The organism is Metabacillus bambusae (assembly GCF_017497975.1).
GTDB lineage: Bacteria > Bacillota > Bacilli > Bacillales > Bacillaceae > Metabacillus > Metabacillus bambusae.
Window position 1 is genome coordinate 386622 of the sequence record NZ_JAGDEL010000001.1, and the last position, 20690, is coordinate 407311.

General features: G+C 35.4%; 21 protein-coding genes. All 21 read right to left on the minus strand.

The features are described from left to right. Positions 1–7 precede the first annotated feature (7 nt). Positions 8–772 (minus strand): flagellar assembly protein FliH, encoded by a 765-nt coding sequence (gene fliH / locus I7822_RS01755; RefSeq protein ID WP_207975060.1) that lies wholly within the window; start codon positions 770–772, stop codon positions 8–10. Further along, the gene (gene fliG / locus I7822_RS01760; protein WP_207975061.1) at positions 765–1784 is read right to left on the minus strand and encodes a flagellar motor switch protein FliG; all 1020 of its coding nucleotides are present in this window, start codon (positions 1782–1784) and stop codon (positions 765–767) included. Before fliG ends, fliH begins: the two co-directional genes overlap by 8 nt. A 12-nt stretch (positions 1785–1796) precedes the next feature. Continuing rightward, complete coding sequence (gene fliF / locus I7822_RS01765; RefSeq protein ID WP_207975062.1) at positions 1797–3401, minus strand: flagellar basal-body MS-ring/collar protein FliF; 1605 nt, start codon at positions 3399–3401, stop codon at positions 1797–1799. A gap of 76 nt (positions 3402–3477) precedes the next feature. Further along, positions 3478–3792 (minus strand): flagellar hook-basal body complex protein FliE, encoded by a 315-nt coding sequence (fliE, locus tag I7822_RS01770; protein ID WP_207975063.1) that lies wholly within the window; start codon positions 3790–3792, stop codon positions 3478–3480. Between the two features lie 10 nt (positions 3793–3802). Further along, positions 3803–4252 carry a flagellar basal body rod protein FlgC gene (flgC, locus tag I7822_RS01775; RefSeq protein WP_207975064.1) on the minus strand — a complete coding sequence of 150 codons (450 nt, stop codon included), beginning with the start codon at positions 4250–4252 and terminating at the stop codon, positions 3803–3805. Positions 4253–4254: 2 nt separating this feature from the next. After that, complete coding sequence (gene flgB / locus I7822_RS01780) at positions 4255–4644, minus strand: flagellar basal body rod protein FlgB (RefSeq protein WP_207975065.1); 390 nt, start codon at positions 4642–4644, stop codon at positions 4255–4257. A gap of 333 nt (positions 4645–4977) precedes the next feature. Continuing rightward, complete coding sequence (gene codY, locus I7822_RS01785) at positions 4978–5757, minus strand: GTP-sensing pleiotropic transcriptional regulator CodY (protein ID WP_207975066.1); 780 nt, start codon at positions 5755–5757, stop codon at positions 4978–4980. A gap of 116 nt (positions 5758–5873) precedes the next feature. Then, positions 5874–7274 carry an ATP-dependent protease ATPase subunit HslU gene (hslU, locus tag I7822_RS01790; protein ID WP_207975067.1) on the minus strand — a complete coding sequence of 467 codons (1401 nt, stop codon included), beginning with the start codon at positions 7272–7274 and terminating at the stop codon, positions 5874–5876. Positions 7275–7291: 17 nt separating this feature from the next. Beyond that, on the minus strand, positions 7292–7834 hold the full coding sequence (hslV, locus tag I7822_RS01795) for an ATP-dependent protease subunit HslV (protein ID WP_207975068.1): 543 nt from the start codon (positions 7832–7834) through the stop codon (positions 7292–7294). A gap of 25 nt (positions 7835–7859) precedes the next feature. Further along, positions 7860–8768, minus strand: a complete 909-nt coding sequence (xerC, locus tag I7822_RS01800) for a tyrosine recombinase XerC (RefSeq protein WP_207975234.1) — start codon at positions 8766–8768, stop codon at positions 7860–7862. 62 nt (positions 8769–8830) lie between these two features. After that, positions 8831–10141: an FADH(2)-oxidizing methylenetetrahydrofolate--tRNA-(uracil(54)-C(5))-methyltransferase TrmFO gene (trmFO, locus tag I7822_RS01805; protein ID WP_207975069.1), complete on the minus strand. Its 1311-nt coding sequence runs from the start codon at positions 10139–10141 to the stop codon at positions 8831–8833. 100 nt (positions 10142–10241) lie between these two features. After that, positions 10242–12317: a type I DNA topoisomerase gene (topA, locus tag I7822_RS01810; protein ID WP_207975070.1), complete on the minus strand. Its 2076-nt coding sequence runs from the start codon at positions 12315–12317 to the stop codon at positions 10242–10244. Positions 12318–12838: 521 nt separating this feature from the next. Beyond that, positions 12839–13729, minus strand: coding sequence for a DNA-processing protein DprA (dprA, locus tag I7822_RS01815; protein ID WP_207975071.1), 891 nt, complete (start codon positions 13727–13729; stop codon positions 12839–12841). Between the two features lie 99 nt (positions 13730–13828). Then, positions 13829–14731 carry a succinate--CoA ligase subunit alpha gene (sucD, locus tag I7822_RS01820; protein ID WP_207975072.1) on the minus strand — a complete coding sequence of 301 codons (903 nt, stop codon included), beginning with the start codon at positions 14729–14731 and terminating at the stop codon, positions 13829–13831. Between the two features lie 18 nt (positions 14732–14749). After that, positions 14750–15910, minus strand: a complete 1161-nt coding sequence (gene sucC / locus I7822_RS01825; protein WP_207975073.1) for an ADP-forming succinate--CoA ligase subunit beta — start codon at positions 15908–15910, stop codon at positions 14750–14752. A gap of 255 nt (positions 15911–16165) precedes the next feature. Further along, entirely contained in the window at positions 16166–16435 is a 270-nt protein-coding gene (locus I7822_RS01830; RefSeq protein ID WP_207975074.1) for an EscU/YscU/HrcU family type III secretion system export apparatus switch protein, read from the minus strand. After that, positions 16432–17763 (minus strand): hypothetical protein, encoded by a 1332-nt coding sequence (locus I7822_RS01835; protein WP_207975075.1) that lies wholly within the window; start codon positions 17761–17763, stop codon positions 16432–16434. Before I7822_RS01835 ends, I7822_RS01830 begins: the two co-directional genes overlap by 4 nt. Before the next feature lie 28 nt (positions 17764–17791). Continuing rightward, positions 17792–18556 carry a ribonuclease HII gene (gene rnhB / locus I7822_RS01840; RefSeq protein ID WP_207975076.1) on the minus strand — a complete coding sequence of 255 codons (765 nt, stop codon included), beginning with the start codon at positions 18554–18556 and terminating at the stop codon, positions 17792–17794. A 94-nt stretch (positions 18557–18650) separates the two neighbouring features. Further along, a complete protein-coding gene (gene ylqF / locus I7822_RS01845; RefSeq protein ID WP_207975077.1) occupies positions 18651–19511 on the minus strand; it encodes a ribosome biogenesis GTPase YlqF in 861 nt (286 codons plus the stop codon). Positions 19512–19532: 21 nt separating this feature from the next. Next, entirely contained in the window at positions 19533–20084 is a 552-nt protein-coding gene (lepB, locus tag I7822_RS01850; protein ID WP_207975078.1) for a signal peptidase I, read from the minus strand. Positions 20085–20337: 253 nt separating this feature from the next. Then, positions 20338–20682, minus strand: coding sequence for a 50S ribosomal protein L19 (gene rplS / locus I7822_RS01855; RefSeq protein WP_066337810.1), 345 nt, complete (start codon positions 20680–20682; stop codon positions 20338–20340). Positions 20683–20690: the final 8 nt, after the last annotated feature.

Consider the following 20690-nt stretch of genomic DNA (forward strand, 5'->3'; position numbering starts at 1 on the left):
TTGAGGATCACCCTTCATCCAGTAATTGTAATAACTGATTTTTTAATTGCTTTAATTGAGTATCAATACTAACGTCAATTCGTCCAAAAGCAGATTCAATATAACAGTCATCTACATTTAACTCTGCATTAGCATATATACTTATGTCAGTGTCATTTGTCACTAATAATTTCAATTCATCTTTTTGACCTAACAAAAGCTCATAATATGAGGGATGAACATGTATTTTTATATTTTCATATTCTTTTACTTCATTTAATCCTTGTTTAATAAGTGGTAGAAAGTTGTCAGGTGATTCAGCTAATTTTGCTGAAATAATCTTTTCGGCCAGTTTAATTGATAAAGATAAAATCGAATCCTCTGCCGATTGAATCGTTTCATCATAGTCTTTTTTCGCTATGTCAACGATTCTCTGTGATTCTTCAATATGACCTTGATATTGCCTTAAAGCCTCTTGTCTACCTAGTTCTAAACCTTCAGCATAACCTTCTTGTCTTACTTGCTCATAAAGCTGTTCACGCTCTTGTTCCCAAGCTCTGCGTTCATTTTCTATTTGTTGTTGTAGCCTTGTTTTTTCATCTTGAGCTGATTGAATTAATTGCTCTGCCTCTTCTTTTGCAGTTTGAATAATATATGAAGCATGCATATCTGTTTCTGGGTCATTTGAGTGTTTATATTTTTCGTTTAGCAGTACCTCTAGCCCTTGTACGGCTATGGGTTGTTTATCATTGTCATTTTTATAGGTGTATTGTGCTTTAATCAACCTAGACAATAATATCATCTCCTCCACCACGAGCAATGACAATCTCACCAGCTTCTTCTAGTCTTCTGATGACGCCAACGATTCTTGATTGAGCCTCTTCTACATCGCGCAGCCTAACTGGTCCCATGTATTCCATTTCTTCTTTAAAGGTATCAACCATTCTTTTAGACATGTTTTTAAAGACAACATCTCTAACTTCCTCACTTGCAACTTTAAGTGAAAGCATTAAATCTTCATTCTCAACATCTCTGATGACTCTTTGAATTGCACGATTATCAAGAGTAACGATGTCCTCAAAGACAAACATTCTCTTTTTAATTTCTTCAGCAAGTACTGGATCTTGTATTTCTAGTGAGTCAAGAATTGTTCTTTCAGTAGAACGATCTACTCCATTCAACACTTCTACTACAGCTTCAATTCCACCAGTTTGGGTAAAATCTTGTGTGACTGTAGATGAAAGCTTCCGTTCTAGAATTTGCTCTACTTCATTAATAATCTCAGGAGAAGTTCGATCCATTACAGCTATTCTCCTTGCTACATCAGCTTGCAGTTCTTGCGGCAGCTCAGATAATATTTGACCTGACTGGGCTGGCTCAAGATAGGATAAAACGAGCGCAATTGTTTGTGGATGCTCATTCTGAATAAAGTTCAAAATTTGTCCTGGATCTGCTTTTCTTGCAAAATCAAAAGGTCTAACTTGTAATGACGATGTTAATCGCTGAATGATACTAGTTGCTTTTTCGTCACCTAAAGCCTTTTCTAGAATTTGCTTGGCGTATGCTATACCACCCTGAGAGATATAGTCCTGAGCCATTGCAATATCATGAAATTCTTCAATAATTTCTTCCTTTTTATTCGCTTCAACTTTGCGAACACCGGATATTTCTAACGTTAACTTCTCAATTTCTTCCTCAGACAAATGTTTGTATATTGACGCTGAGACTTCAGGACCTAATGAGATTAAGAGGATGGCAGCTTTTTGCTTACCATTTAGTGTATTAGAATTATCTTTTCTCGCCATAACCTTAACCCCCTATTCCTCTGAAATCCATGTGCGTAAAAGCTTAGCAAAATCTTCAGGCTTTTCTTTAGCCATTTTTTCGAGCTGTTTTTTACGAACAGTTCCTTCTGTTTCGACTTCATTATTAATATCTTGTACTCTAATCGGCTCATCAATCATATAATCCTCTTCTTCGTCTAACTCAATATCATCTTGTTTTTTCTTTCTAACTAACAAAATAACTAAAATAATAATTGCTACTAATAAAGCACCAGCAACCATGTACATCCACAATGGAATGACTTGTGTTGCTTCTGTTTCAGCAAATTGTTGTTTACCATCAAACGGTTGGACAGATACAACTACTTTTTCAGCAATTTGTTCCTCTGTTAATGGTTCTTCTGTAGTATCTTTATTAATTGATGTTCGAATAACAGTTGAGAGTATTTGTTGAATATCTTCTTCACGCTCTGCTGTGAATGAAAGAGGATCCTCTGGATCAGGTGGCTCTACCATCACTTGAATTCCTAAGTCACGAATTTTATATGGGCTTTCAACAATTTGTTTATTAATACGATTCACTTCATTATTTATTCTCTCTTCAATTCGTTCGTAATCTCCGTCACCTGAAGCTTCTGTTGTAGCTTCATAGCCAGGAACATCAGTGTCACCGGTTCCATTAACTCCACCTGCTGCAGCAGCTCCGTTTCCTGTGTACGCTTCTGTAATTCGTTCAACACTTACTGCAATTCCTTCATCACTATCTTCTCCTACAGGAGTAACGATGTTTTCTTCTCTATTTTCTTGAGTAAAGTCAATATCAGTAGTAACAGCAACAACAACCTTATCTTGTCCAATCATCGTACCTAGCATTTTCTGTACATCACGCTGAATATCTTGTTCAATTTGCGACTTGATTTCCTGCTGAGATGCATAGCTAGTCCCTGCTGTAGAATTTTCACCATTATTTAAATCATAGTAGTTAAAGTTTTGATCCATTATGACGATGTTATCAGTAGTAAGGTTTGGTACACTTTTTGACACTAAATGAAATAGTGCATTTACTTTTTCTTGATCTAGCCCGGCACCAGGTTTTAAATTAAGAACGACTGAAGCTGATGAACCTTCTTGTTGATCACCAACAAATACAGATTCTGCTGGGAGATTAATCATGACATTCGCATCATTAACACCCTCAATCCCCTTCATTAAATTGGCAAGCTCAGTCTGTGTGGCTTTTAACTTTATGACATCAAATTCTTTATCAGTCATTCCAAAACCAGAGTCCTGTCCAAAATAGGAGTAATCAATTGTTCCTGAATCAGGAACTCCTTCAGCTGCAAGCTCAACCATTAATGTATCAACTTGCTCTTTCGGCACTAAAATAGTAGCACCATTATTTGTAATTTCAGATAGAATACCTTTGGAATCCAGTGTTTCTTTTATTTGACCAGTCTCAGCTGGTGAAATATTTGAATATAAAGGAACTAAATTAGGTTTTGACATAAAGTATGTTAATAAACCTGTGAACACAAAAAATAAAAGTGCACCAGTAATGATTAATGTTTTCTGCACTTTACTTCTTTGCTGCCATATCCCATTTAGTTTATTTGTCGTATTTTTTATTTTTTCGTTCATTCATATAGTCCCCCGGTTATGATGACATATTCTATTTGTAGTTACCGATAACCGCCCTTAAACGTAAGAACAATTACTACACTTGCATTCTCATCATTTCTTGATAAGCTTCTATCGCTTTATTTCGAACCTCAACTGCAAGTGTCATTGATACGCTAGCTTTTTGAGCTGTTATCATCACATCATGTAATTCAACATTTTTACCAGAAGCAAGCGCCTCAGTCATTTTATCCGACTCAATTTGTGATTGATTCACTTGATTAATCGCTTGTTTTAATGAATCAGCAAAGCTTGTTTTACTTGTACTTGTATTATTCATTAAAGAATTAGATTTTTGTTGTATTTGTGTTGGTTGTGTAGTTAGTTGAAAAGGATTTACCTTGTTTATCATTTAATCCACCCTATTTTCCAATTTCTAATGCTTTCATTAACATCCCTTTTGTTGCATTCATTGCAGTTACATTTGCTTCATATGATCTGGTGCTGCTAATAAGGTCAACCATTTCCTTTAATGGGTCAACGTTTGGCATGGCAACATATCCTTCATCATTTGCATCTGGATGGTCAGGATCATAGAAAAGTTCAAACGGTGTGTCATCTTCGACAATCTCTGTTACTTTTACACCATCTGCTTTCGAAGATGAGCCCATAGCCTTGTTTAAAAAGGACGAGAAATGATTACCTTGCGGCTGAGTTACAACCATTTTCCTACGGTATGGTTGCCATTCCCCATCAACCATCTCTCCTCTAGTCGTATCCATATTAGCCATATTGGATGAAATAACATCCATTCTAACTCGTTGTGCTGTTAGAGCAGATGCAGACGTATTAATTGATTGAAAGATTGACATGCTTAATTTCCACCTTTAATTACTGTTTTTAATGAAGAAAATTTACTACTTAATCGGTCGATTAAGGCGTTATACTGGATTTGGTTTTTTGCCATATCCGTCATTTCTTGATCTATATCGACATTGTTTCCATTGTGTTGGTAGTTGGTATTCGCTCTAGTTGTTATTTGATACCCTGATGAAGAAGAACCAAAATCAAAGTGTTTATTGTTTGTTTTATGTGCTTGTAACTTTTGCATTTCATTGCTTAGTGCATTATTAAAACGAACTTCTTGAGCCTTATAGTTCGGAGTATCTACATTTGCTATATTATTTGAGATAACTCTTTGTTTCGTAGTTGATTGGCTTATTGCCTTTTCAAGGTTATTTATTGTATTAGAAAATAATTTCATGGTACCCCCCACAAAAATAAAAATCCACACGTATCGTATAGTGTCGAATTTTGTTAATCGATATTTCAATTGTATGAAATAATAGTCTTAAAGTCTATTAAGCTACTGTAAAAAAAAGTCGGAATTTCTATGAATTCCAAAATGAGGACTATTTACCTATTAGAAACACATGAAAATAGTCATAGAAACGTTAAGAGCAGAGGATTTTTTTATTTCATCATTTCATTTCTTATATCAAAATAACACATTTTTCTACAACAAGGCAGATATTATATTTTTCCATATTACGAGCATAAAAAAAGCACTTCAAGTTTAACTTGAAGTGCTTTTTGATTAATTTGTTTTTAATTTTTCCAATTCAATTAGGAACTTATCATTTAATACCTTGATATACGTTCCTTTCATACCTAATGAGCGAGATTCAATCACACCAGCACTTTCGAGTTTGCGAAGTGCATTTACAATGACAGAGCGTGTAATGCCAACTCGATCTGCAATTTTACTTGCAACTAAAAGTCCTTCTTTGCCGTTTAATTCTTCGAAAATATGTTCAATTGCTTCTAATTCACTATAAGATAATGAACTAATAGCCATTTGTACAACAGCTTTACTTCTTGCTTCTTCTTCGATTTCTTCAGATTTTTCACGAAGAATTTCCATTCCCACAACTGTAGCACCGTACTCTGCAAGAATTAAATCTTCATCTTCAAATTGCTCTTGTACTCTTGCTAAAATAAGTGTACCAAGACGCTCACCACCGCCAATAATTGGTACAATTGTTGTTAAACCATTTTGGAATAGTTCACGATTTTCTACGGGAAATGCTGTGTATTCACTTTCAACATCAATGTTAGAAGATGTTTCAGTAATGTTAAATAGATTATTTGTATATTCTTCAGGAAATTGACGATCTTCAAGCATTTTTTTCATACGGTCATTTTCAATTTGTTGATTTACCGCAAAACCAAGTAGTTTACCTCTTCGGCTTACGACGAAAATATTTGCCTTGATCACGTCACTTAACGTTTCTGCCATTTCTTTAAAGTTTACTGGTTTTCCAGCTGCTCTTTGGAGCATCGCATTAATTTTGCGCGTTTTTTGTAATAGAGCCATAATTGGTTCCTCCTGTAGCATATTAAATTGTTATTTGGAAGTTTCGGCATTCCTTATTTGTTAGCGAAATGTATCTTCCTTCTATTAGAATCAACATAAGAAAATTATTATTGATCCTATAGTATAAATTGACTTAGATCTTTATTTTTTGAAATTTTACCCAATTTGTCTTCAACATATTGAGGTGTAATAACAATCTTTTCTAAATTTATATCAGGCGCTTCAAAAGATAAATCTTCTAGTAGACGTTCAAGAATAGTATGTAATCTTCTAGCACCGATATTGTCTGTATCCTGATTCACTTCAAATGCAACTTCTGCTATTTTACGTATAGCATCGTCAGAAAATTCTAATTGTATACCTTCAGTTTCAATTAATGCTTGATATTGTTTTAAAAGTGCATTATCAGGTTCTACTAAAATTTTTACAAAATCATCAACACTTAGCTTAGTAAGTTCTACACGAATAGGAAATCTACCTTGCAGTTCAGGTATTAGATCAGAAGGCTTTGCAATATGAAAAGCACCAGCAGCAACAAATAGGACATGATCTGTTTTTACAGATCCATATTTGGTTACCACTGTGGAACCTTCTACAATTGGAAGGATGTCGCGTTGAACCCCTTCTCTTGAAACATCAGCAGATGATCCACCTTTCGATTTCCCAGCTATTTTATCAATCTCATCGATAAAGATGATTCCACTTTGCTCAGATCTAATAACTGCTTCCTGTGTCACTTCATCCATATCAATTAATTTACTTGCTTCTTCATTAGTAACGACTTTTCTTGCTTCTCTTACAGTAAGTTTTCTTTTTTTCTTTTTCTTTGGCATAAAGCTTCCTAAAGCATCCTGCATATTCATACCCATTTGCTCCATACCAGAGCCTTGAAGCATATCAAACATCGATGCTTGTTGCTCTTCAACCTCGATCGTCACATAGTGATCCTCTAATTCCCCTAGAGCTAATTGATGTGCTATACGACGGCGTTTTTCTTGAATCGTCGTTTCTTCAGAACTATCCTCTTGCTCGTTTACTTGGTTACTCGCACCGCCGAATAACATTTCCAATGGGTTTTTTGCAGTAGATTGCTTTTTTTTCCCAGGTACAAGCAGCTCTACTAAACGCTTATTTGCATTCTCTTCTGCAAGACCTTTTACATCAGAAATTTTTTCTTCCTTCACTAAACGAACTGCCGTCTCAACTAAATCACGTACCATCGATTCGACATCTCTACCTACATATCCAACTTCAGTAAATTTTGTCGCCTCAACTTTAATAAAAGGTGCTCGGGCAAGTTTTGCAATTCTTCTCGCAATTTCAGTTTTTCCAACACCTGTAGGTCCGATCATTAAAATATTTTTAGGAACTACCTCTTCACGTAGCTTTTCGGTTAATAAGCTTCTTCGATAGCGATTACGGAGTGCAACTGCTACCGCCTTTTTTGCATCCTTTTGCCCTATAATATATTGATCTAATCGTTCAACAATTTCTTTTGGTGTTAGTTCTTTATTCAACCCTTTTACCTCCCTTATTAAAGCTCTTCGACAATAATATTTTGATTGGTATATACACAAATCTCACCTGCAATAGTCAATGAACCTTTTGCAATATCCTTGGCAGTTAAGTTCTCACCTGCGTAGCGCTTTAAAGCTCTACCAGCAGATAAAGCATAATTACCACCTGAACCGATCGCTAACATGCCGTCATCAGGTTCAATCACTTCTCCTGTACCAGAAACAAGTAAAATGTGTTCTGCATTCATGACGATAAGCATTGCTTCAAGTCTTCTTAACACCTTATCACTACGCCATTCTTTCGCTAATTCAACAGCTGCACGTTGTAAATTACCATTATATTCTTCAAGTCTGCTTTCAAAAAGCTCAAACAAAGTAAACGCATCTGCAACAGAACCCGCAAACCCTGCAATCACTTTTCCATTAAATATTTTCCGAACTTTCTTTGCAGTATGCTTCATCACAACAGCATTGCCAAATGTGACTTGACCATCACCAGCCATTGCTGACTCACCATTATGCTGAATAGCAAATATTGTTGTCGCATGAAATTGAGACATTTTTTTACCTCCTATAATCTGGCTTTTAAGCTCGTGGATGATGTGACATATAAATCCTCTTTAAATGCTCTTTCGTAACGTGGGTGTACACTTGAGTTGAAGACAAATGTGCATGTCCTAACAACTCTTGAACACTCCTCATATCAGCACCTTCATTTAGCATATGTGTGGCAAATGTATGTCTAAACATATGAGGGTGTATATGAAGTGTCGAGGATGCTTTTTTTATCAATTCATTTAATATGTGTCTTACACCACGATCTGTCAAAGGGCTACCTCGATGATTGACAAATAAATATGAGTGTTGATCAGGTTCTTTTAATCTACTTACTAATGATTTTCTTCCTTGGCTTAAATAGTGTTCAATCGAATCCTGGGCATAGCTGCCAAATGGAACGTATCTTTGCTTGCCACCCTTCCCATGAACAAGTACGGTTCCGATATAAAAGTCAATATCTGTTAACCGTATATTACAACACTCACTTACACGAATCCCAGTTCCATAAAGAACTTCTATTAGTGCCTGGTTTCTTTGCCCTAATGGAGTGGTACAATCTGAGATTGAAAACAGTTTTTCAATTTCTTCTTCATAAAGAAATTGGGGGATTTTCTGTTCTCGTTTCGGTAATGACACTAACGAAAAAGGATTTTCACTAAGTTTTTCTTCTCTAACAAGAAACTTAAAAAAGCTTCTTAAGGAAGATACTTTTCTTGAAATTGTTTTTCTAGAATACTTTCTATTATGTAACTGCGTTAAAAATAAACGTGTATCATTATATGTAATTTCTTCTAGATGTAGGATCGCTTGTTCTTTCATAAAGGAAAAAAAATCCTCTATATCAGTGGCATAATTCACAACTGTATATTGTGAATAGTTTTTCTCAATTTGTAAATATTCTATGAAGAAATTTAAATAATTCTTAACATTTTCCATCATAACACCTCACAAGGGCTACTAAATGTTATCACAACTTTAGTAGCCCTTGCAAATTATTTCTATAAATTTTTCGAAATTTTTTGAATTGTTTCTAATGCACGATTTGCATGCATTTCATTTCGCTCTTTTTTACTTTTGATACGTACTGGTAATTCTGCAAAAATGCCAAAGTTTGCATTCATTGGTTGAAAATTATCAGCATTCGTAGTTGTAATATATTTCGCCATACTACCAATCGCTGTTTCATTTGGAAATTCAACTAAGTCTTTACCTAAAACAAAGTGGGCAGCATTTAAACCAGCTACTAACCCTGATGCAGCAGATTCAACATATCCTTCAACACCTGTCATTTGTCCTGCGAAAAATAAATCTTCACGATCTTTATATTGGTAAGTTGCTTTTAAAAGTCTTGGTGAGTTGATGAACGTATTTCGATGCATAACACCGTAACGAACAATTTCTGCATTTTCTAGACCCGGAATTAAAGAAAGTACTTCTTTTTGCGGTCCCCACTTAAGGTGTGTCTGAAAACCTACTATATTATATAATGTACCAGCTGCATCATCTTGACGGAGTTGAATAACAGCAAATGGTCTTTTCCCTGTTTTTGGATCTTCTAAACCAACCGGCTTTAACGGACCGAATAACATAGTTTTTCTGCCCCTTTTAGCCATTACTTCGATTGGCATACATCCTTCAAAGAAGATTTCTTTTTCAAACTCTTTTAATGGAACTGTTTCTGCAGAGATTAAAGCCTCATAAAAACGATCGAATTCTTCCTCTGTCATCGGGCAATTTAAATAAGCTGCTTCCCCTTTATCGTATCGGGATTTTAAATATACTTTCTCCATATCAATGCTTTCTTTTTCAATAATTGGTGCAGCTGCATCATAGAAATATAAGTATTCCTCACCAGTTAGTGATTTAAGTTGATCTGAAAGATTTTTTGAAGTAAGTGGACCTGTTGCAATAATTGTTGGACCGCTAAGAATTTCTCCAACTTCTTCAGTTACAACGGTAACATTTGGATGTCCTTTAACTAGCTCCGTTACTTTAGCAGCAAACTCATGTCGATCTACCGCTAAAGCCCCTCCTGCAGGAACAGCACATTCATCAGCTGCTTTTATAATAACTGAGTCAAGAATTCTCATTTCTTCTTTTAATACCCCAACAGCATTTGTTAACGTGTTAGCTCTTAATGAGTTACTACATACTAATTCTGCAAACTTGTCTGTATGATGTGCTGGAGTTTGTTTAACTGGTCTCATTTCAAATAGACGAACTTGAATACCTCTTTTTGCTAACTGCCAAGCAGCCTCACTACCTGCTAAGCCTGCACCTATTACATTTACTACTACATCTTGGTTCATTATTGTATTACCCTCCATCAAATAAGAAATTCCACATAAAGCTCTCAAGCTAAAAATTCTTTTTCATAATTATAAAGAGGTGAGCTTAAAAGCTGCTCACCTACTTTTGCTGTTCTTCTTTATAATCACATTCCATACATTGTACTTGGATGCCCTTTTTCAGCTTCTTCTCAACAAGCATATTGTTACATTTAGGACAACTTCTTGCAATTGGTTTATCCCACGATAGGAATTCACATTCTGGATATTGATTACAGCCGTAAAAAATTCTCCGTTTTTTCGATTTCCGTTCTACTATTGTACCCTCTTCACAATTCGGGCATTTAACACCTATTTCCTTTACAATCGGTTTAGTATTACGGCAATCAGGAAAATTTGAACAAGCCATAAACTTTCCAAATCTACCCATTTTATAAACCATATGATGACCACACTCTTCGCAATCTACCCCAGCAGGTTCATCTTTAATTTCGATTTTTTCCATTTCATTTTCTGCTTTTTCTAATCTTGGAGAAAAATCTTTATAAAAATCATCAATTATTTTGATCCACTGTATATTTCCATCTTCTACTTCATCTAGACTATTTTCCATATTGGCAGTGAACTCGACATTAATGATTTCTGGAAAAAATTCCCTGATAAGCTCAAGAACAATTTCACCAAGCTCTGTTGGAATAAAGCGTTTATTATCAAGTCCTACATAGCCACGCTTTTGAATTGTGTCTAGTGTTGGAGCATATGTTGAAGGACGACCAATCCCTAATTCTTCTAATGTTTTTACTAAGCGTGCCTCTGTATAACGTGGAGGTGGTTGAGTAAAATGCTGTGCCGGTTCAACATCTTTAGAAAAGACTTCATCTCCCTCTTTTAAGTCAGGCAGTAATCGATCTTTTTCTTCGATTTGATCATCATTTCCTTCGACATATACTTTCATAAATCCAGGAAACTTAATTTTAGACCCAGTGGCTCTGAACATTACACCATTATTTGTTAAATCAACACTCATTGTATCTAAAATAGCTGATGCCATTTGGCTTGAAACAAATCGTTCCCAAATAAGCTTATATAACCTTAGTTGATCTCTGCTCAAAAACTCTTTAAGTGATGCAGGATCACGTAACGTTGATGTTGGACGAATCGCTTCATGAGCATCTTGAGCATTCGAATTTTTCTTAGCTGTTTTTGTTTGTGTACCAAGAAATTCTTTACCGTACTTACTTTCTATATATTGGGCTGCCTCTAGCTGAGCAGTTTCAGATATTCTTGTTGAATCAGTTCTCATATAAGTGATTAATCCAACAGTACCATCCTTACCTAAATCAATACCTTCGTACAGCTGCTGAGCAATCATCATTGTTTTCTTTGCTCTAAAGTTTAATTTACGTGCAGCCTCCTGTTGTAAAGTAGAGGTGATAAAAGGTACTGCTGGGTTTCTTTTTCGTTCTTTTTTTGTCACTTTATCGACAGTAAATTTGTTTCCTTCAATATTCTGTAATACTGCTTTAACATCAGCATCTGATGATAATTCTTTTTTCTTTCCATTAACACCATAAAAAGCTGCATCAAATTCTTTTTGACCCTTTAAAAACTGACCATCAATTGACCAGTACTCTTCTGGGATAAACTCTTTGATTTCTTTTTCACGATCAATGATTAATCGAAGAGCGACAGACTGTACTCGTCCAGCACTTAGGCCTTTTTTTACTTTTTTCCACAGGATTGGGCTAATCTTATAGCCAACAAGTCTGTCTAGGACACGTCTTGCCTGTTGTGCGTCGACAAGATCCATGTTAATTGAACGAGGATGTTTAAATGACTCCTGTATTGCATCCTTCGTAATTTCATTAAATACTACGCGACAGTCAGAGTGTATATCAACATCAAGGCTATGCGCCAAATGCCATGCAATCGCTTCCCCTTCGCGATCCGGGTCAGCTGCGAGGTAAACTTTTTTTGCCTTTTTAGCAGCAGTCTTTAATTCCTTTAAAACAGAACCCTTACCTCTAATTGTAATATACTTTGGTTCAAAGTTATGTTCAACATCTACACCAATTTGACTTTTAGGTAGATCCCGTACATGTCCCATTGACGCTTTTACTTTATATTTTTTCCCTAAATAACGTTCAATTGTTTTGGCTTTTGCAGGTGATTCAACAATGACTAAATAGTCCGACATGCATTTTGTCCTCCTTAAGAGGTATTCTCTCTTTAATATTTCTTTTATTTTCATTAATTTATGACTCTGTTAACTTGATTGTTGATTTCCGCTCCAATCAACAAAGTGCCAAATTCAACAGTGAGCTTTAACAAAGCCAAATTTATTGAAAGATTATTTGAATGTGAATGTTTCGCTTAGGTCACATTTAGAAAGAAGAGACCTTCTTATTCATTTTTGATTATTATCGTTAGTTTGGCACTTACTCAAATATAAGAGTAATCATCAGAATCTATAAAGAATGCTACTAATAAAATTCTGTTATGTCCATCTATCCATTTACTGCTATTGGAAAACCCCCATGAGACCGAAGTTTCACTATATAAATCTCCACTATTATTAAATATTCCCATGCTATTTGTCAAACACTAATAAAGAAATTAACCTTATCATATACCAATTTAATAAGAAAGAACATGAATATTTTCACTAATATTGTAAATTTTGTACATAGTTATTTAATTAATACTGCAACTTTTGAATCAAAAACGTTCAGAACTGATTGGAAATTCCTCGATAATATGTGATGCATTTTGAACCAATTTTGCCCCACTTTGTATTAGTTCATTTGTACCAGAACTACATTCATCAAATATGGAACCAGGTACAGCAAATACCTCTCGATTTTGCTCAAGAGCTTGGTATGCTGTAATTAATGATCCACTTCTATTTTTTGCCTGAATAATAATTGTCCCTTCTGATAACCCACTTATTATTCGGTTTCTCATTGGAAAATGCCATTTTTGAGGTGGTGTAAATGGGGGGTGTTCTGAGAGGATAAGATGTGATTTCATAAGTATATTGGCTAATGGTATATTTTGTTTTGGATAGATATGAAATAAACCACCTGCAATAACCGCAATCGTCTTCCCACCATTATTTATGGCTGTTTCATGACCTAATGTATCAATTCCTTTAGCCATTCCACTTACAATTACCCTATTAGCTAAAATAAGCGGCTTTAAAAGGTGCTCCAGAGCTTTTTTACCGTAATCAGTTGGATACCTCGTACCAACTACACTTATTAAATGGCGACGCTGTGCTAAGCTAATATCCCCCTTATAATACATTATAGGCGGTGGGTCGGTAATTTCTTTCAATAAATACGGATATTTTTCATCATATATAGAAACAAAAGATATATTGTGCTCAATGTATTTTTCATAAAGTGTGTCAAAATCTATTAAATTATATTCTTTCTTGATTGCTTGAACCTTATCTTTCTTCACATTAAAATAAAAGTTCCATTCATCATCATTAAGCGAGTAAAAAATATTTAAAGTTGGGTCAATTTTATAGAGTTTATAGAGAAGTTGATTACTTACACCTTTACAATGTGATAATAGAAATAATCTTTTAGTAACAATGTCCATGTTCCCCTCCTACTATTACTTTTCTTAACTAGCAAATTATAAAATTTTAAATACGCTGAAAAGGAACAGGCAAAAACCTGTCCCTTCTATGATATATAATTAATGTGTTTTACATTTCTCTAATAAACCCTGCTCTTCAAGTACTGAAATAAGTGTTTCCCCCATAACAGATGGTGTTTCAGCCACTTTAATACCGCATTCGTTCATTGTTTTAATTTTTTCTTCGGCAGTACCTTTACCACCTGAAATAATTGCACCAGCATGGCCCATACGCTTTCCTGGAGGTGCAGTTTGACCACCGATAAAGCCAACAACTGGTTTAGTCATATTTGCTTTAACCCATTCTGCAGCTTCCTCTTCAGCAGTACCACCGATTTCACCGATCATGATGACAGCATATGTATCCTCATCTTCGTTGAAAGCTTTAAGAACATCAATAAAGTTTGTCCCATTAACTGGATCTCCACCAATACCTACAGCAGTAGATTGCCCAATTCCAGCTTGTGATAATTGATGAACCGCTTCATATGTAAGCGTTCCTGATCGAGATACTACACCAACATGACCTTTTTTGTGAATATAACCTGGCATAATACCAATTTTACATTCTTCTGGTGTAATAACACCTGGGCAGTTAGGTCCTACTAGGCGAGTATTCTTGCCTTCCATATAACGTTTAACCTTAACCATATCTAATACTGGAATATGCTCTGTAATACAGATAACTAAATCTAATTCTGCATCTACACCTTCCATAATTGCATCAGCAGCGAAAGGAGCAGGCACATAAATTACAGATGCATTAGCACCAGTTGTTTGAACAGCCTCTTGAACTGTATTGAAAACTGGTACACCTTCTACCTCAGTACCACCTTTACCAGGTGTTACACCACCAACAATATTTGTACCATATTCTAGCATTTGCTTTGTATGGAAAAGTGCTGTTGAACCAGTGATACCTTGTACGATAACTTTCGTATCTTTATTAATAAATACACTCATGATTGTCCCCTGCCTTTCTTACCCTACTAATGAAACGATTTTTTGTGCGCCGTCAGCCATAGATTCTGCAGAAGTAATATTTAAACCAGACTCATTTAAAATTTTCTTTCCTAAATCTACATTTGTACCTTCTAGACGTACAACAAGTGGAATCTCTAAGCCTACTTGTTTTGTTGCCTCTACAACACCTTCTGCAATAACATCACATTTCATAATTCCACCAAAGATGTTAACGAAAATACCTTTAACATTTTCATCTGATAGAATAATTTTAAATGCTTCTGTTACTTTTTCTGCAGTTGCACCGCCCCCAACATCAAGGAAGTTAGCCGGATCTCCGCCATAAAACTTAATAATATCCATAGTAGACATTGCAAGACCAGCACCATTTACCATACAGCCAATGTTACCGTCTAAAGAAATATAGCTTAAGTCATATTTAGAAGCTTCAATTTCTTTTGCATCTTCTTCTTCAAGATCACGATATTCTACGATATCTTTATGGCGATATAGTGCATTTGAATCAAAGTTTAATTTCGCATCAAGTGCCATAACTTTTCCATTACCAGTAACAACTAATGGATTAATTTCTGCAATTGAGCAATCCTTTTCAACAAATGCTTGGTATAAGCCCATCATGAATTTCACAGCTTGTCCAACTAATTCTTTCTTAATGTTAATGTTAAAAGCGATTCTTCTAGCTTGATAGCCTTGTAATCCTACAGCAGGATCAATCACTTCTTTAAAGATTTTTTCAGGAGTTTTCTCTGCTACTTCCTCAATCTCTGTTCCGCCTTCTTCAGAAGCCATAAGAACAACACGTGATGTAGCACGGTCTAATACAAGACCTACGTAATATTCCTTCTTAATATCACAGCCTTCTTCAATAAGTAGGCGTTTAACCTCTTTACCTTCAGGACCTGTTTGGTGTGTTACTAATGTTTTTCCAAGAATTTCTTCAGCATATGTACGAGCTTCATCAAGGTTTTTAGCAACTTTTACCCCGCCAGCTTTACCGCGTCCACCTGCATGGATTTGAGCTTTAACTACCACTACATCTGTTCCAAGTTCTTTTGCAGCTTCAACTGCTTCATCCACAGAAAAAGCCACTCGTCCATTTGGTACAGAAACCCCGTATTTACGAAGGAGTTCTTTCCCTTGGTACTCATGGATATTCATTTGCCATCCTCCTAACCTATTTACAAGAAAAAATATACTGCGCTTTCATTTTATATAATAGTTTTCACCTTGTCTACCATTCCACACAAAATTATATATTCCTTTAATAAAATTAATTTTTATTTTATTAAGATAGAAGAATTTATAGAATTTGGGGATATTCCCCAAATTCTATATAAGATTAGCTTTCACCAAACAATTTTCATGGTAAACAAAGGGTTTACTCACTGAGGGACTGTCCCCAACACGAAAATTTTATATATCTTTGTCAAGTTTATAAAGAAATGCAAAAATTTCTGCAACTGCCTCGTATAGTTCTTCAGGAATTTGCTGATGGATTTCAAGTTTAGCTAGTAATTCTATCAATGCCGGGTCTTCTTGTATGTGGATTTCTTGTTTGTTTGCAGCTTTAATTATTTCTTCCGCAACTAGTCCTTTTCCTTTTGCTATAACTTTTGGCACAGTTTCTTTTTCGTTATCATATCTTAAGGCAATTGCTTGTTTTATTTCCTTGCTACTTGTCATATTTTAATATCAACTCCAGTGTATGAGGATAGGGGAGTTTGTATATTTACTTGCTTGATAGAATTTCCTTGAAATTCAGCTTTCTTTTCAAAAGGCTTAACTTTAACCGAGGTTACATGATAATCCATATTGCTTAAATGTTCTTTTAATTCATTACTATAAAGTGTGACAAGTTTTCCTAGTGCCTTACTATTATTTCTGATTATAATATTCATGACGCGATTTTGGATTTGAACATCGATCATCGTTTCATTCAGTCTAGGAAGTTGTAAATAAAATATGATTCGACAAAACGCCGGGTCTATCGTACCATCCGCTTGTTTTTTCCCATTCCATTGAATCGTCAAATCTGTCTGCTGATTGTGCATGAAGAGTGGAATTTGAGTCATAATTTGTTGGGTCGGACCATTATCTTGATATAGTAATGATTGACCGTTTAAACGATGTATGAGTTGATCAATTTGCTCTTTCAACCCCGGAATTGCAACTTCTTTACTAGCAGAAATTAACATATTTTTAAAGGAGAGCGTTTCATTCATTTTTTCTCGGTCACTGTTTAACTGGTGCCATAATTTAGTTTCATCCATGAGACCTAAGTTTTTTTCTGTTGCTAAAAGAATATTTAGTACGATATCCTTTGAAACTAATTGAAAATCATTATCAATATTTCCATTTGAAACTTGCATTAGTCCCTGGATTAATTCTGTTAGCAGTTTGATCGGTTTCGTTTGAACGTTTTCTTGTTGAAGTGTTTGTAAGAGCTTGTCAATTTGTTGTGCTAACGGCTCACTTCTTTGGGATTCAATAATCGATCTAACAACTACTTCTGATAACGGATAATACTTTTTTAAAGCTGAGACTATCGTGTTTATTGTTTCAGGTATTTCAGCCTTAGGTGTATTTTTAATAATTTCATTTGCAGTAATAAGCTGTTGCTTCGTTATTGGAATGTTAAGTCTTATAAGTTCATTTGCTAACAACAGATTATTCTTTGTATGTTGTTGCTGAAATAAGCTTAATAGATCTTTCACAGGAGCTAGTTGGGAGTTTTTATCCCCCTCAACTTGTTTGACTATTTTTAGTTTTATCCCTAGCTGATCTGACCCTTTCACTGTGAACCAATACTTTTCCAATGCATGAATTGGTGTATCTAGATGAGCTACAAGTTTTGAGTGTCCAACCTGGATTAGTGCTTTTTGGTCAGGAAAGAGCTTGAGTACATGTCCCAATACGACTTGATTCTCTTTTAATGTCAGCTGTCTTTGAGGCTGGGTAAGTTGAGAGACAGCTTGTTGCAAGAGATTACCTATGACAGATGCACGCTCCATTGTTACGCTCCTTCCCTTGTCAAAATGATTATAGTAATTCTTTTACAGGTGCAAAGCTTTTACGATGATGTTCTGTAACACCATATTTTCGCAATGCTTCCAAATGGTACTTTGTTCCATATCCCATATGTTGATCAAAACCATATTCAGGGAATTGCTTTGCTATATCCTGCATGATGCGATCACGAGTAACTTTTGCGATAACAGAGCTTGCTGCAATTGATACACTTTTTGCATCACCCTTAATAATAGACTCCTGTGAAATTGGTAATTCTAATTTCATTGCATCAAGTAATAAAAAATTCGGCTGGATTTCTAGTTCATTGATCGCATTCTTCATAGCTAATTTTGTTGCTTCATAAATATTTATTTGATCAATGACCTCTGGTTGGACAATACCAACCCCAATTGCCTGCGCATTTTCCTTAATAAGATCGAAATATTTCTCTCTCATTGGTGCAGATAGCTTCTTAGAATCGTTTAATCCAGGTATGTAACACTCTTCCTTTAAGATGACCGCTGCTGTTACCACAGGTCCAGCAAGTGGTCCTCTCCCCACTTCATCAACACCTGCTATCAAATGAAAACCTTTGTTTTGTGCACTCCTTTCATAGCTGAGCATGCTATAGAACTGCTGCTGAAGAATCTTATCTTGTTCATACCTTTTCAGCCATTTCTGCACAAGCTGTTGTACGCCTTTTCTTGAATCAGTTTTACACTCTTTTAGAAAAGGATCGTTATCACTTTTGATTTCAGATAATTTTTCTTGTATTTCCTTCGTTGTTAATTGCATAGTTATTAGCTCCTTACACTTTTACCTCTACCAATTATATCGGTCTAATTTAAATTAAATAAAGACTCGCAAAATTGCGAGCCCTTTTTATATGTTATTGTTCAATAAATTGTTTTGGTGTTTCAAAGGATAATCTTCCTAATTTATCAGCACGGATTTCTCTAAGAACAAGTTCAGAGGTTTTATCGTAATCAATATAACCTCCTGGCATAATGCATCCACGCTTTTTTCCGATTTCATCAAAAAGCGGCACAACCTCATCAGGTAGCTCATCCAAATGAAAGCGACCCATTAGCCGTTTAGGATAATGTTCCTTTAGAAAATTCAATGCAAAAACTGTAACCTCTTGCAAATTTAGGATTGCATCTTTAATAGCACCAGTTGTTGCAAGCTTAAAACCTACAAGCTGATCTTCAAATTTTGGCCAGAGAATTCCTGGAGTGTCCAAGAGCTCAAGTTCTTGTCCAACCTTGACCCACTGCTGAGCAGTTGTTACACCAGGCCTATCGCCTGTTTTGGTAATATTTTTCTTTGCCAGCCTATTTATTAATGTTGATTTCCCCACATTTGGAATCCCGATAATTAACGCACGTATAGCCCGGGGTTTTATTCCTTTTGAAGCCATTTTATCAAATTTTTCTTTTAACAAAACCTTTGATAAAGCGGTAATTTGTTTTAATCCAGTTCCTGTTTGGGCATCGATTGCAAGAGCAGGTATACCTTTTTCTTTGAAAAACTCCAGCCATTGCTTGGTTATGGCATCATCAGCCTTATCTGCCTTATTTAATAATACAATACGAGGCTTTGATGACACAATTTCATCGATCATAGGATTTCGAGAAGACATTGGAATTCTAGCATCAACAAGTTCAAAAACAATATCAATTAATTTAAGCTTTTCTGTTACTTGTCTTCTAGCTTTTGCCATATGTCCTGGAAACCATTGTATAGTCATAAAAAACACCTTCTTTTTCCATTACTCAGCGATTCTAAAACCTGAGATGGGCCAGTATACCAAACTGGTTTTCCCCATAACTTCTTCAATCGGAACTGTACCAATGTGCCTGCTATCCTTACTTTGTCTTCTATTATCACCCATAACAAAGATATGGCCTTCTGGTACAGTTGATTGTCCAATGATACTTTCGAGATCAAAGGGTTCTGTTAATGGTCCATCTATTAGTTGATTTTTATATTCTTCAAGGTATGGTTCGTCAAACGCTTCTCCATTTATATAAAGAGTATCATCCTTATACTCAACATGATCCCCCGGTAATCCGATTACTCTTTTAATATAATCCTTGTCAATCGTTGCATGAAAAACAACAATATCAAAACGATTAGGTTCACCGATTTTATATGAAAATTTATTCACAATCATTCTATCTTGTGTATGTAAGGTTGGCATCATGGAATATCCATCAACTACTATTGGAGCAAAAAAGAAATAACGTATGACGGCTGCTAATAGCACTGCTATCGCCAAAGCCTTAATCCATTCTAACAGTTCGTTTTTCTTTTTTGTCATTATTTCACCTACTCTAGCAATCATTATCAACACTTTTACTTATTACTATTCCCTATTACAAGGTAAGTCAATCTACCGTTTTTTATTTAGTGGTATTCTCTTGAAATTTCTTGGAGTCGTTTAAAGGCAACAATCTTTTACAAAAGAGCTTAGATGAAAAAGGAGCTTGTTATAAAAACAAGCTCCTTTTCACCTATACGGACAGCAATAAGTGCTGACCCATATATTAGAGACTTAGCATTGCTAAGCTATCTTATCGAATTTCTTTGATACGCGCAGCTTTACCACGTAATTGACGTAGGTAATAAAGTTTCGCACGGCGAACTTTACCGCGACGGATAACTTCTAACTTCGCGATCTTTGGTGTGTGTACAGGGAAAGTACGCTCAACACCTACACCGTAAGAAATCTTACGTACTGTAAATGTTTCACTAATTCCACCACCACGACGCTTAATCACAACACCTTCATACACCTGAACACGTTCACGAGTACCCTCGATAACTTTTACGTGTACACGTACTGTGTCACCAGGACGGAATGCAGGTAGATCAGTTTTTAATTGTTCTTTTGTGATATCTTCAATTAGTTTTTGCATCGTTTTCA